13 protein-coding genes are annotated in these 13,616 nt (G+C 68.3%); 6 read left to right on the top strand and 7 right to left on the bottom strand.

Going from position 1 to position 13,616, the window contains the following annotated elements; all coding sequences use genetic code 11:
- Nucleotides 1-103 precede the first annotated feature (103 nt).
- Nucleotides 104-1,555, top strand: a complete 1,452-nt coding sequence (gene rimO, locus B0920_RS07585) for a 30S ribosomal protein S12 methylthiotransferase RimO (RefSeq protein WP_229455259.1) — start codon at nt 104-106, stop codon at nt 1,553-1,555.
- Between the two features lie 39 nt (nt 1,556-1,594).
- A complete protein-coding gene (locus B0920_RS07580) occupies nt 1,595-2,755 on the top strand; it encodes a cystathionine beta-lyase (RefSeq protein WP_078031928.1) in 1,161 nt (386 codons plus the stop codon).
- A 3-nt stretch (nt 2,756-2,758) separates the two neighbouring features.
- On the opposite strand, the gene B0920_RS07575 is transcribed toward B0920_RS07580, so the two are convergent.
- Both B0920_RS07575 and trxC read right to left on the bottom strand, forming a co-directional pair.
- Nucleotides 2,759-3,121 (bottom strand): hypothetical protein, encoded by a 363-nt coding sequence (locus B0920_RS07575; RefSeq protein WP_078031927.1) that lies wholly within the window; start codon nt 3,119-3,121, stop codon nt 2,759-2,761.
- Nucleotides 3,122-3,179: 58 nt separating this feature from the next.
- Complete coding sequence (gene trxC, locus B0920_RS07570) at nt 3,180-3,617, bottom strand: thioredoxin TrxC (protein ID WP_078031926.1); 438 nt, start codon at nt 3,615-3,617, stop codon at nt 3,180-3,182.
- A gap of 140 nt (nt 3,618-3,757) precedes the next feature.
- On the opposite strand from trxC, the gene B0920_RS07565 reads away from it, so the two are divergent.
- From B0920_RS07565 to B0920_RS07550, 4 genes are all read left to right on the top strand, one after another.
- A complete protein-coding gene (locus B0920_RS07565; protein WP_078031925.1) occupies nt 3,758-4,507 on the top strand; it encodes a DUF72 domain-containing protein in 750 nt (249 codons plus the stop codon).
- A 38-nt stretch (nt 4,508-4,545) separates the two neighbouring features.
- Nucleotides 4,546-5,376 (top strand): Mut7-C RNAse domain-containing protein, encoded by an 831-nt coding sequence (locus B0920_RS07560; protein WP_078031924.1) that lies wholly within the window; start codon nt 4,546-4,548, stop codon nt 5,374-5,376.
- 87 nt (nt 5,377-5,463) lie between these two features.
- Complete coding sequence (locus B0920_RS07555) at nt 5,464-5,796, top strand: hypothetical protein (RefSeq protein WP_373887895.1); 333 nt, start codon at nt 5,464-5,466, stop codon at nt 5,794-5,796.
- Between the two features lie 112 nt (nt 5,797-5,908).
- The gene (locus B0920_RS07550) at nt 5,909-6,295 is read left to right on the top strand and encodes a cupin domain-containing protein (protein WP_078031922.1); all 387 of its coding nucleotides are present in this window, start codon (nt 5,909-5,911) and stop codon (nt 6,293-6,295) included.
- A gap of 225 nt (nt 6,296-6,520) precedes the next feature.
- Here B0920_RS07550 and B0920_RS07545 read toward each other — a convergent pair whose 3' ends face one another.
- From B0920_RS07545 to mfd, 5 genes are all read right to left on the bottom strand, one after another.
- Nucleotides 6,521-7,000, bottom strand: a complete 480-nt coding sequence (locus B0920_RS07545) for a VOC family protein (protein ID WP_078031921.1) — start codon at nt 6,998-7,000, stop codon at nt 6,521-6,523.
- Between the two features lie 175 nt (nt 7,001-7,175).
- Nucleotides 7,176-7,583, bottom strand: a complete 408-nt coding sequence (locus B0920_RS07540; RefSeq protein ID WP_078031920.1) for a hypothetical protein — start codon at nt 7,581-7,583, stop codon at nt 7,176-7,178.
- 140 nt (nt 7,584-7,723) lie between these two features.
- Nucleotides 7,724-9,046, bottom strand: a complete 1,323-nt coding sequence (locus B0920_RS07535) for an SGNH/GDSL hydrolase family protein (protein ID WP_078031919.1) — start codon at nt 9,044-9,046, stop codon at nt 7,724-7,726.
- A 175-nt stretch (nt 9,047-9,221) separates the two neighbouring features.
- Entirely contained in the window at nt 9,222-10,064 is an 843-nt protein-coding gene (serB, locus tag B0920_RS07530; protein ID WP_179119111.1) for a phosphoserine phosphatase SerB, read from the bottom strand.
- A gap of 13 nt (nt 10,065-10,077) precedes the next feature.
- On the bottom strand, nt 10,078-13,524 hold the full coding sequence (mfd, locus tag B0920_RS07525; RefSeq protein ID WP_078031917.1) for a transcription-repair coupling factor: 3,447 nt from the start codon (nt 13,522-13,524) through the stop codon (nt 10,078-10,080).
- Between the last annotated feature and the right edge of the window lie 92 nt (nt 13,525-13,616).

Raw genomic sequence — 13,616 nt, 5'->3', positions numbered from 1 at the left:
ACAGCGCCGGCCCCGTAACTGGCCGGCCGCATGGCCCCCGGTCCCACCGGGCGGCCCGCTTCGGGTACAATCGCGGATTGCCCAGCTTCTTTGTCGTCCGCACATGCCTGAACTCCGCCGCAATCCGCTTCCCGCTTCAAGTGCCAGCGCCGCCGCCACCGCAGCCGTGCCCGAGCTCGCCATTCCCGCGCCCGCGCCCGGCGTGACCGCTCCCAAGGTCGGTTTCGTCTCGCTCGGCTGCCCGAAGGCCCTGGTCGACTCCGAGCAGATCCTGACCCAGCTGCGCGCGGAAGGCTACGAGACCGCCAAGTCCTATGACGGCGCCGACCTGGTGATCGTCAACACCTGCGGCTTCATCGATGCCGCGGTGCAGGAATCGCTGGACGCGATCGGCGAGGCCCTGGCCGAGAACGGCAAGGTGATCGTCACCGGCTGCCTGGGCGCCAAGAAGGACGCCGATGGCGCGGACATCATCACCAAGGTCCACCCCAAGGTGCTGGCCGTGACCGGCCCGCACGCGGTGGCCGAGGTGATGGAGTCGGTCCACCTGCACCTGCCCAAGCCGCACGACCCCTTCATCGACCTGGTGCCGGACCATGGCGTCAAGCTGACCCCCAAGCACTACGCCTACCTGAAGATCTCGGAAGGCTGCAACCACCGTTGCAGCTTCTGCATCATCCCCTCGATGCGCGGCGACCTGGTCTCGCGGCCGATCCACGAGGTGCTGCAGGAAGCCGAGAACCTGTTCAAGGCCGGCGTCAAGGAACTGCTGGTGATCTCCCAGGACACCAGCGCCTACGGCGTCGACGTCAAGTTCCGCACCGGCTTCTGGAACGGCCGCCCGATCAAGACCCATCTGACCCAGCTCACCGAAGCCCTGGGCCAGCTGGCGCGCCAGTACGGCGCCTGGGTGCGCATGCACTACGTCTACCCGTATCCCCACGTCGACCAGGTGATCCCCCTGATGAACGACGGCCACGTGCTGCCCTATCTCGACATCCCGCTCCAGCACGCCCACCCGGACGTGCTCAAGCGCATGAAGCGTCCGGCCAGCGGCGAGAAGAACCTGGACCGCATCCTGGCCTGGCGCAAGATGAACCCGGACCTGGTGATTCGCTCGACCTTCATCGCCGGCTTCCCGGGCGAGACCGAGGAAGAGTTCGAATACCTGCTGGACTTCCTGCGCGAAGCGCAGATCGACCGACTGGGCTGCTTCGCCTATTCGCCGGTCGAGGGCGCCACCGCGAACGCGCTGGCCAATCCGGTGCCGGAAGCGGTGCGCGAGGAGCGCCGCGCGCGCGTCATGCTGCTGCAAGAAGAGATCTCGCTCAAGCGCATGCAGGCCAAGGTCGGCAAGACCCTGCGCGTGCTGGTCGACGAGGTCGGTCCGCGCGAAGCCATCGGCCGCACCGCCGCCGACGCGCCCGAGATCGACGGCGTGGTGCACATCAAGCGCGCGCTGGCGCCCGGCAAGGCCAAGCCGGCCGTGGGCCAGTTCATCGACGTCGTGATCACCAAGGCCGACGCCCACGACCTGTGGGCCACGGTCGCCTGAGTTTCCGCAGAACCCTATCGCCGCAGCACCGGAGCACGCATGAAGAAGTCGGTCCAGACCGCCCTGATCCACAGCGACTACGTCGCCCCGGAAGGCTTCGCGGCCTTCCCGACCGGTATCCACCACGCCTCCACGGTGCTGTTCCCGAACGTGGCCGCGATGCGCTCTGGCCAGTGGAAGGACAAGAACGCCTACACCTACGGCCTGCACGGCACGCCCACCACCTTCACGCTGGAAGCGCGCCTGGCCGAGATCGAAGGCGGCAGCCACACCCTGCTGGCGCCCTCGGGCCTGGCGGCGATCACGATGATCGATCTCGCCCTGCTCAAGAGCGGCGACGACGTGCTGCTGCCGGATAACGTCTACAACCCGAACCGCGAGCTGGGCCGCTGGCTGAGCCAGGACTTCGGCGTCTCGGCGCGCTTCTACGACCCGATGATCGGCAGCGGCATCGCCGACCTGATCCAGCCGAACACCAGGCTGGTGTGGACCGAGGCCCCGGGCTCGGTGTCGATGGAGGTGCCCGACCTGCCGGCGATCTGCAAGGCGGCGAAGGAGAAGGGCGTGCTGGTGGCCCTGGACAACACCTGGTCGGCCGGGCTGGCGCTGCGCGGCTTCGACGCCGGCGCCGACATCGTGATGCACGCGCTCACCAAATACCAGTCGGGCGGCGCCGATCTCCTGATGGGGGCGGTGATCACGCGCGACAAGGCCCTCAACGAGCGCCTGGCCCAGGCCCACATGCGGCTCGGCTATGGCGTCGGCGCCGACGACGCCTACCTGGTGCTGCGCGGCCTGCCGACCATGAAGCTGCGCTTCGAGACCCATGACGCGAATGCGCGCCGGGTGGCGGCCTGGCTGAAGGCGCGGCCGGAAATCGCCAGGGTGCTGCACCCGGCCTTCGAGGACTGCCCGGGCCACGCGTTCTGGAAGCGCGACTTCAGCGGCGCGGGCGGACTGTTTTCGGTGGTCTTCGATCCGCGCTACAGCGAGGAGCAGACCGATCGATTCGTGGATGCCCTGAGCCTGTTCGGCATCGGCTACAGCTGGGGCGGACCGAACAGCCTGGTGATGCCTTACCGGATCAAGGCCATGCGCCGCCAGTGGGCGGACGAGGGCGTGCTGGTGCGCCTCAACGTGGGCCTGGAAGATCCGGCCGACCTGATCCGCGACCTCGAGCAGGCCCTCGGCCGGCTCTGAGAATCAGACCGGCATCGGCTTGTTGTTGTTGAGGTCGATAAAGCCGCGGATGATGCGGTAGGCCATCCACAGCCATGCCACGCCCCAGATCAGCATCGCGAGCGGGATCCCGATCAGGGTGACCCAGATGACGCCACCCAAGATCATCCAGGCGAGATACCACCAGAACGAACGGATCATCCAGGTGTGGTGCGAATACACGATCGTGCCCTGGGTATCCGGACGCTTCACGTAATTGACGATCAGCACCAGGATCGACAGCGTGCCGACCGAGAAGAAGAAGGTGAGCGCGTGCACCACGTAGAGGATGCGCGCGAACTGCTTCGCATCTTCGGTGACGCGGTCGAGAACGAGTTCCTGGGACATGGGCTGCTCCAAAAGGGTTGGTGTTGCATGGATGATAACCGATTCGGGGTGCCGCGGGCTAGGCGGCGTGGCGGTTCACCCAGACGGTGATGCTGCCGGCATCCATGGCCCCGGGCTGGCGCGCGACCTCGCGTCCGCCGCGAAACAGCGCCAGGGTCGGAATGCTGCGGATCCCGAAACGCGCCGCCAGGTCCTGGCTGCGTTCGGTATCCACCTTGAGCAGGCGCACACCCGGCTCCAGGCGCTGGGCGGCCTGGGAGTAATGCGGCGCCATGGTCTTGCACGGCCCACACCACTCAGCCCAGAAATCGACCAGCACCGGGATGTCGTTGCGCGAGACGTGCTTCTCGAAGCGCGCGCTGTCGACGTCGAGCGGACGGCCGTTGAACAGGAGTTGCGCGCATTTGCCGCATACCGGCGCATCCTGCAGCCGGGCCTGGGGCAGGCGGTTGACCGCATCGCAATGCGGACAGACGATGTGAAGCGGGTCGCTCATGGTGTTCTCCTCGGTTCGGGTCCCGGTGCTCATTCGCGGTATTGTATGCCCACCCGCCGCAACGCGCGCTGGGGGCATCCATGCGCCGTGCCGGTCGGGCTTTCCGTAGAATCGGGCCCATCGACATTCGCAGCCCGACGATGAGCGCACCCGCACAGCAGGGCGCAGGAAGCGGTCGCATCCTGGTGGGATGCGCCGGCTGGAACCTGCGCAAGGAACACTTCGACGCCTTCCCGGCCGGCGGCAGCCACCTCGAACGCTATGCGTCCGTTTTCCCCGCCGTCGAGATCAATTCCTCTTTCTACCGCCCGCACAAGCCCGAGACCTATGCGCGCTGGGCCGACAGCGTGCCGGACGCCTTCCGCTTCGCGGTCAAGGTGCCGCGCGCCATCAGCCACGATGCGCGCCTGGGCGAGTGCGGGCCGCAACTGGCCCAGTTCGCGCGCGAGGCCGGCCGCCTGGGCGACAAGCTCGGCTGCCTGCTGGTGCAGCTCCCGCCCAAGTTCGGCTTCACGGACGAACCGGCGCGCGGCTTCTTCGGCCAGTTGCAGGAGCTGTTCGGCTGCATGATCGCGTTCGAGGCCCGCCACCCGAGCTGGTTTTCGGAGCCGGCCACCGAGCTGCTGCGCGAGCGCCGCGTGGTGCGCGTGATCGCCGATCCGCCTGCCGGCCAGCCGGGCCCGCACCAGCCCACCAGCGAGGAGGGCGTCTACATGCGCCTGCATGGCGCGCCGCGTATTTACTACTCGCGCTACCCGCGCGAGGCCATCGCCGAAGTCCGCCGCGAACTCGATGCGCAGGCCGCCGCGGGCCGCACTTGCTGGTGCATCTTCGATAATACGGCGGCCGGCGAATCGGTCCCGAACGCGCTTGAATTGATGCACGGATAGAGTGTGCAAGCATTGTGTGGAAGTGCCATACTGTCCACATGGTTACCGCGATTTTCCGTTTCCACGATGAGCTGAACGATTTCCTGCCGCGCGAGCGGCGCGGCCGCGATTTCGCCTCCGTCTGTGCGCAAGCGGCCACCACCAAGCACATGATCGAGGCCCTGGGCGTGCCCCACACGGAGGTCGAGGCGGTGCTGGTCAACGGCGAGGAGAGCGGCTTCGACCGCGTGCTGCGCGAAGGCGACCGGGTCGCCGTCTATCCGCGCTTCGAGGTGCTGGCGGTGCCGCACGGCGAGGAGCCGGACGAGGTGTCGCCACTCGAACGCCTGCGCGAGCGTCCGCGCGAACGCATGCGCTTCGTCGCCGACTCCCATCTCGGCGGCCTGGCCCGCCTGCTGCGCATGGCCGGCTTCGACACCCTCTACGACAACCATTATCACGACGACGACGTCGAGGACCTGGCCCATGACCAGGACCGCATCGTGCTGACGCGCGACCGCGAGCTGCTCAAGCGCCGCGCGATCCTGCATGGCTGCTACATCCACGCGCTCGACCCGCCGGACCAGTTGCGCGAACTGTTCCAGCGCCTCGATCTCGGCTACCGGGTGCGTCCGTTCTCGCTCTGTCTGCACTGCAACCGCCAGTTGCGCGCGGTCGGCAAGGAGGAGGTCGCCGCGCGCCTGCCGGCATCGGTGGCGGCCCAGCACGACAGCTTCACGACCTGCGACCAGTGCCTGCGCGTGTACTGGAAGGGGTCGCACTACCGGCGCATGGATGCGCTGCTGGCGGCGGTGCGCGAGTCCGGCGCCGATACCCTGGCCGGCTTCGCCGATGTAGAATCACCCGAGGAAAACGACCACCATCCTTGACGCGTGACCGAAGCCGCAACGCCTTTCCCATTTCCGATCCGCACCGAGTGCCCGCCCGGGGCCTGCGTGTGCGAGCGCGAGCGCCTGATGGCGGACCCGCAGGGCGACCATCGGCCCTTGATGATCACCCGCCAGCAGGAACAGAAACTGATCGAGCGCATCGAGCGCGTCGACAGCTACGCCGACCTGCTCCACGTCCAGGCCCTCATCGAGCGCAACATCGGCGCCGCGCTGCGCATCGCGCCGGGGCCGAACGAGGTCCGCACGGTGCGCGGCATCCTCATCGTGCTCGACGAAAAGCCCGGCCTGTGCAAGAAGCTGAGGCAGTCGGTGCCGGCCGCGGTGCGGCGCAGGCTGGCCGAGCGGCCCGAGATCGCCTGGGCCATCCTCGACGCCCATGACCTGTTCGGTGCGCCCTGAGCAAGGCGCTCCAATGCGCGTTGCGCCTGGCTCTTATACAATCGTGCCCTTGGGCGGCGCAGCCGCCTGCAACATGCGCACGGCCCTGGCCGCTGCGTTCCAAGGAGAAGACATGTCGGGCTACAGCATCAACATCGAAGAAAAAACGCTTGCAGGGAACAACTTCCGCGAGGTCCTGTACACCACCCAGCGCAGCCAGCTGGTGATCATGACCTTGCAGCCGGGCGAGGAAATCGGCGTCGAGCGCCACGAGGGCCACGACCAGTTCATCCGCGTGGAAGCGGGCGAGGGCGTGGCGCTGCTGGACGGGGAGAAGCACAAGCTGGAAGACGGCGTGGCCGTCGTGATTCCCGCCGGCACCGAGCACAACGTGATCAATACCTCGACGAGCGAGCCGATGCGTCTGTACACCCTGTACACGCCGCCCGAGCATCCGGACGGCATCATCCACGCCACCAAGGCCGAGGCGGACGAGTACGAGCGCCAGCACGGGCACTGAGACCGGGGGCGAACGCGGCTCTCGCGTGGCCGTCGCCACCCGAGCTCTCCGCTGCGCCCATGTCCCGTTTTAGCCGTCGGCCCAGGCCGAACCGTTGACCTCGGCCGAGCCGTCGTCCCCGCGAAGGCGCGGACCCAAGTTCTGCGTGCTCCATCGAAGCGCCAGCAAATCTCTCCCCGCAGCCGCCGGAAGCGAAATGCGCTCCCCGTGCAACAAGCAAGGGCCTCAGCCGCGTCGCGCCACTTCAATCGTCGCGATATCGATCTTCCGCATCTGCATCATCGCCTCGAAGGCTCGCCTTGCCGCCTCTGGGTCGGGATCGGCAATCGCCTCGCTCAGCACGCGCGGCGTGATCTGCCAGTTGAGCCCCCACTTGTCCTTGCACCACCCGCAGGCGCTTTCTTGGCCGCCATTGCCCACGATGGCATTCCAGAGCCGGTCCGTCTCCTCCTGGTCCTCGGTTGCGATCTGGAAGGAAAAGGCTTCGCTATGGGGAAAGATCGGCCCACCGTTCAGGCCAATACAGGGTATGCCCGCCACCGTGAACTCGACCGTGAGCACATCGCCCTTTTTACCTGAGGGATAGTCCGCAGGCGCCCTATGCACCGCCCGCACGACGCTGTCGGGGAAGGTGTCGGCGTAGAATTGCGCCGCGTCCAAAGCATCCTTGTCGAACCACAGACACACCGTGTTTTTGCTGACCATGTTTTCCTCCAATGATGAGCGTCGCACCCTCGCACAGGCCGTCTTGCGCGGCTGCATCCAGTGTAAGCGCGTCCTTGCCGACACGGCAAGCCAGACGGCTCGTTCGGGATCGTGTGGACTCGCGGGCGAAAAAAAGCCGGCAGGCGCCGGCTTGGGTAGCGAAGCCCCGATGGGTTCAGGGCCAGTGGGTGCCGATGTGGCCGCCCCAGCCGCGCCGATGACCCCAGCCGCCCCGGCCGAAACCGAAGCCGAGGCCGATCGAGACCGGCGGATACCAGTAGCGCGGCCGCTCTACGTACACCGGTTGCGGCACGTAGACTGGCTGCGGCACGTACACCGGCGACACCGGCGAGACCGTGGTCGGCGTGGTGTAGGTTACGACCGGGCCGCGGCTGAGCTCAGTGGCCTGGCCCGAGGCGGCGGCGCGGGCGCCGGTGCCGACCGGAACCGGGGTGACCGACACCACCTGCCACTGGCTCGGATCGCCCTGCGGCACATAGTTGCGGGTCGCATAGCCCGGCCCCTGGGTAGCGCAGCCGGCCAGGCCGGCGCACGATGCGATGATGATGGCAAACTTTTTCATGGCGAACCTCCTGATACTTGCATGATAAAAGTTCCCGCGCCCGGATGCTGGGGAATTACAGCTTGTTACAGACGGCGTGGCGTCCCCGACACGCCGCCCGGCTGCACAACGGCCGGGCTGCCGTCCTGGTTTCACCCGCGTCAGCCCGTTCCGCGCGCCAGCGCCCCCAGTTCCGCCAGCGGCACCGCCGCCGCCATCGCCTGGTAGCCGGCGTCGTTGGGATGCAGGTGGCCGCCGCTGTCGTAGTCGCTGCGCAGGCGGGTCTGTGCCTGCGGGTCGCGCAGCGCGGCGTCCCAGTCGACCAGCAGGTCGAAGCGTCCCGAGGAACGCAGCCAGGCGTTGACGGTGCGCCGCACCGTCTCGCGCGCCGGCGTGAAATAGGCCTGGCCCTCGAAGGGCGTCAGGGTGGCGCCGATCACGGGAATGCCGTGCGCATGCGCGCGTTCGATCAGCTGGCCGTAGCCGGCCGCCATGTCCTCGGCCCGGACCAGGTTAGCCACGGGGCTGTAGACGATGTCGTTGATACCGATGAGCACGCACAGTGCGCTGACGCCGGCAGTGGCCAGCACGTCGCGGTCGAAACGTTCGAGCAAGTCCTTGCCGGCCAGCAGCGCCGTGCCGAGATCGGCCAGCAGGCGGTTCGAGGCGATGCCGCGGTTGACCACGGCAAACGGCCCGGCGCTGGCAAGCTCGGCCTGTAAGCGCCGCGCCAGCCAGTCGGGCCAGCGGCGGTTGGCGTTCGAGGTGCTGCCGACGCCATCGGTGATCGAATCGCCGACCGCGACGATCACCGGGGCGCGGCGGTCCGATTCGACCTCGGTCAGGAAGGGCCAGGAGCCGATCGTGCGCTGTACCGGCAGCGCCGTGCTGGCGCCGTGGTCGCCGCTGCTGGAAATGTAGTTGGTCTGGTAGGCCGCGCTGTGCAGCGTGCTCAGCTGTACCGAAGCCGGGAAATACAGGCTGACCGCAAGGTCGGCGAAGGCGCCGATGGAGAGATCGACCGGATCCGACAGCACCGGCGCGCCCGCCGGTATGACGATCCCCGGCCGGCCGCCGAAGCTGAGCTGGCGGCTGCTGCCCGCGTACAGGTTGGCGCCGGCGCTGCGCAGCCCGATATGGGCGCCGCCCAGGCGCAGGTCGCTGCTGCCCATCTCGTTCGACACGCGCACGCGCAGCCGTCCGGCCGCGTGGCTGGCGCGCACGACCAGGCGCAGGGTCTGGTTGCTGATGCTCAGGGTGCTGGCCGCCGGCGGCGGGCCGGCCGGGGCGCAGCCCCAGACCGCATACCAGGCCGGCGCGCGGCCGGCCTGGGCCAGCGCGGGCAGGGCGGGTGCGGCAAGGGCGCCCGCCAGCGCCGGTGCGCCGACCAGCAGGCGGCGCCGTGCGCGATCGGGGCCGGCCTCGTCGAGGCCGCGCGTAGGAGGCGGGGAGGAAGGGGAAAGCGGGGTGGCTGGACCTTGCATGGCAGGCTCCTGTCGGTGACGCGGCCTCGGTAACGTCCACGTCCCGGCCGCACCCTTACCTTAGTCCAGGGGCTGCCGGCTTCCAACCGGAGAAGCGCGCGCGCTTGCGCTGCCTCGCCATGTGTGTCGATTTTCGTTTCGCCGTGCCGTCAGGCAGCACGGCCGGCGCCATGCTTCAGGCCAGGATAGTCAACAGCCCGTCGAGGCCCGAGAAATTCAGGGCCACGCTGGCCTGGGCCCGCACCACCGGCTTGGCGCGGAAGGCCACCGACAGCCCCGCCACGCCCATCATCTGGAGGTCGTTGGCGCCGTCGCCCATGACGATGGCGCGGCTGGTCGGGATGCCGAGTTCCGCGCAGACACGCTGGACGGTGCGCTTTTTCTCTTCCGCATCGACGATGCCGCCGATCACACGCCCGGTCAGTTTGCCGTCCTGCACCTCGAGCACGTTGGCGTGGGCATAGTCCAGCTTGAAACGCTCGCGCAGGCGCTCGGTGAAGAAGGTGAAGCCGCCCGACACCAGCAGGGTCTTGAGGCCGGCCGCTTGCACCGCCGCCAGCATCGCCTCGCCGCCGGGCGAGATGCGCAGGCGCTCGTCGTACACGCGCTGCAGGGCGCTGGCGTCCAGGCCTTCGAGCAGGGCCACGCGCCGGGTCAGGCTGGCCGCGAAATCGAGCTCGCCGCGCATGGCGGCCTCGGTGATCTCGGCGACCTGGGGCTTGAGTCCCTGCATGTCGGCGATCTCGTCGATGCATTCGATGGTGATCAGGGTCGAGTCCATGTCCATCGCCACCAGGCCGAAGTCGCGCAGGCTGCGCCCGGCCTCGATGAAGCTGGCGTCGACCCCGGCCGCGAAGGCGGCTTGCTCGATCTCCGCCCGCAGGGTCGGGCTGTAGGGCAGGTCTTCGCAGCGCAGCGCGTGCGCGCCGAGCGGCAGGCTGCGGGCCGGCCGGGCGAGCTGGGCGAGCCGGGCCAGGGTGTCGGTCGAGGCCTGCGGCCCCTGAAGCACCAGGTTCATGGTCATGGATGGATTAGGCGAGCAGTTGTTTGATGGTCTGTTTTACCTGGTTCACGCGGGCTGCCAGGTCGGGCATGGCGGCGCTGATGCGCAGCTTGTCCTGGCCGGCCAGCTTGACGTGGCGGTTCTTCTGGATCAAGGTGATGATCCGGATCGGGTCGATCGGCGGCTTTTCCATGAACTGCATGTTCACCGCTTCGCCGTGGGCGTCGATCTTGACGATGCCGACCGCCTTGGCGGCGATGCGCAGGCGGTGGGTCTCGATCAGGGCGCGCACCGGGTCCGGCATCTTGCCGAAGCGGTCGATCAGTTCTTCCTGCATGTCGTCGATCTTGTCCTGCGACTCGCAGTTGGCCAGGCGCTTGTAGATCGAGAGGCGCTCGTGCACGTCGCCGCAGTAGTCGGAGGGCAGCAGGGCCGGCACGTGCAGGTTGATCTCGGTGGTCGTGGCCAGCGGGGCCGACATGTCGGGCTCCTTGCCGGCCTTGAGCGCCTTGACCGCCTCGTTCAGCATGTCGGAGTAGAGCTGGAAGCCGACTTCCAGCATCTCGCCCGACTGGTTCTCGCCCAGGACCTCGCCGGCGCCGCGGATCTCGAGGTCGTGCATGGCCAGGTAGAAGCCGGAGCCCAGTTCCTCCATCGCCTGGATCGCGTCCAGGCGGCGCTGCGCCTGCTTGCTCAGGCCCTGCAGGTCGTTCACCAGCAGGTAGGCATAGGCCTGGTGGTGCGAGCGGCCGACACGGCCGCGCAGCTGGTGCAGCTGGGCCAGGCCGAACTTGTCGGCGCGGTGCATGATGATGGTGTTCGCGGTGGGCACGTCGATGCCGGTCTCGATGATCGTGGTGCACAGCAGGATGTTGAAGCGCTGCTGGACGAAGTCACGCATCACGCGCTCCAGGTCGCGCTCGTGCATCTGGCCGTGGGCCACGGCGATGCGCGCCTCGGGCAGCAGCTCTTGCAGCATGGCGCGGCGGTTCTCGATGGTCTCGACCTCGTTGTGCAGGAAGTAGATCTGGCCGCCGCGCTTGAGTTCGCGCAGGCAGGCCTCGCGGATGATCGAGCCGTCCTCGCTGCGGACAAAGGTCTTGATCGCCAGCCGCTTCTGGGGCGCGGTGGCGATCACCGAGAAGTCGCGCAGGCCTTCCAGGGCCATGCCCAGGGTGCGCGGGATCGGGGTCGCGGTCAGGGTCAGGACGTCGACCTCGGCGCGCAAGGCCTTCAGGGCTTCCTTCTGGCGCACCCCGAAGCGGTGCTCCTCGTCGATGATGACCAGGCCCAGGCGCTGGAATTTCACGTCGGACGAGAGCAGCTTGTGGGTGCCGATCACGATGTCGACGGTGCCTTCGGCCATGCCCTTGATGGCGCTGTTGACCTCCTTGCCGGTGCGAAAGCGCGACAGCTCGGCGATCTTCACCGGCCAGTCGGCGAAGCGGTCGGCGAAGGTCTGGGCGTGCTGCTCGGCCAGCAGGGTGGTGGGCGCCAGGATCGCGACCTGCTTGCCGCCCATGACGGCGATGAAGGCGGCGCGCAGCGCCACCTCGGTCTTGCCGAAGCCGACGTCGCCGCACACCAGGCGGTCCATCGGCCGGCCCGAGGTCATGTCGCGGATCACGTTGTTGATCGCCTCGGCCTGGTCCGGCGTCTCGTCGAAGCCGAAGCTGGTGGCGAAGTTCTCGTAGTCGACCGCCGAGTACTCGAAGGAGTGGCCCTGGCGCGCTGCGCGGCGGGCGTACAGGTTGAGCAGCTCGGCGGCGGTGTCGCGCACCTGCTCGGCGGCCTTGCGCTTGGCCTTTTCCCACTGGCCGGAGCCGAGGCTGTGCAGGGGCGCGTCCTCGGGCGAGGCGCCGGAATAGCGCGAGATCACGTGCAGCTGGGAGACCGGGACGTAGAGCTTGGTGTCCTTGGCGTACTCCAGGTGCAGGAACTCGGTCTCGCCTTCGCCCAGGTCCATGCTGGCCAGGCCCATGTAGCGGCCGATGCCGTGGTTGATGTGCACCACCGGGTCGCCGATCTTCAGCTCCGACAGGTCGCGCACCATCGATTCGACCTGGCTGGTCGCTTCCTGCTTCTTCTTGCCGGCGCGCCGGCCCGAGCCGGCGTACAGCTCGGTCTCGGTGATGAAGACCAGGTGGCCGGCGCTCTCGTCGTGCAGCTCGAAGCCGGCCTGCAGCGGCGCGACCCCGAGCGCGATGCGGGCATCGGTGGCGCGCAGCCCCTCGAAGCCCTCGACCGCGGCCAGGTCCAGCTTGTACTCGGCGAAATACTGCTGCAGGGTTTCGCGGCGGCCGGCCGAGTCGGCGCAGATCATCACGCGCGCGTCGACCCGCTGAAGGTAGGCGCGCAGGTTGGCGAGCGGGTCGTCCAGGCGCCGGTTGACGGCGATGTCGGGCACCGGCGCGGTGAGCTCGGAGGCCGGCGACGCGGGATCGCGCGCGATCGCCCAGCGGCCATGCGGCTTGGCGCAGGTGAAGAACTGCTCGCCGCTCAGGAACAGCTCGCGCGGCTCCAGCAGCGGGCGTTCGCGGTCGGCCTTGAGGAAGCGGTAGCGCGATTCGGTGTCGCTCCAGAAGCGCTGGATCGCGCCGTCGATGTCGCCCACCAGGGCCAGGGGCGACTCCTCGGGCAGGTAGTCGAACAGGCTCGCGGTCTGGTCGAAGAACAGCGGCAGGTAGTACTCGATGCCGGCCGGCGCGATGCCGTTGCCGATGTCCCGGTACATGGGCGAGCGCGAGGGATCGCCCTCGAAGCGTTCGCGCCAGCGGCCGCGGAAGCCGGTGCGCGCGGCCTCGTCCATCGGGAACTCGCGGCCCGGCAGCAGGCGCACTTCCTTGACGGGATAGAGCGAGCGCTGGGTGTCGGCGTCGAAGGTGCGGATGGTCTCGATCTCGTCGCCGAACAGGTCGAGGCGGTAAGGCAGGGCCGAGCCCATCGGGAACAGGTCGATCAGGCCGCCGCGCACCGAATATTCCCCCGGCGACATCACCTGCGACACGTGGGTGTAGCCGGCCAGGGTCAGCTGGGCCTTGAGCTTGGCCTCGTCCAGGTTCTCGCCCTGGCGGAAGAAGAAGGTGTAGGCCGCCAGGAAGGACGGCGGCGCCAGGCGCACCAGGGCGGTGGTGGCGGGCACCACCAGCACGTCGCACTGGCCGTTGCGGATCTCGTGCAGGGTCGCCAGGCGCTCCGAGACCAGGTCCTGGTGCGGCGAGAATGCGTCGTAGGGCAGGGTTTCCCAGTCGGGCAGCAGGTGGCAGGACAGCTTGCCTTCGGCAAACCAGGGGATCTCGTCGAGCAGGCGCTGGCCGTCGCTGGCGCTGGCGACGATCACGGTGAGCATCTGCTTGTTGGCCTTCAGCGCGAGCGCGGCGACCGCGAGCGCGTAGGCGTCGGAAGAGCCGTGCAGGGACGGCAGGGCAAAACGGTGACCTGGCTTGGGTAGATGTTTCTTGAGATCGAAGGGCATGCAGCGTGCTTCAGTCGCGACGATGGGTCGCCCATTATAGACGAACGGGCGGGCGGACGCCGCCGCGCCGCGCCCGCCGGGCGCCGTGTTTG

This window comes from Massilia sp. KIM, assembly GCF_002007115.1.
Taxonomy (GTDB): domain Bacteria; phylum Pseudomonadota; class Gammaproteobacteria; order Burkholderiales; family Burkholderiaceae_D; genus Telluria.
The sequence above is the reverse complement of the archived record's forward strand: the minus strand, read 5'-3'. Positions and strand labels throughout refer to the sequence as shown.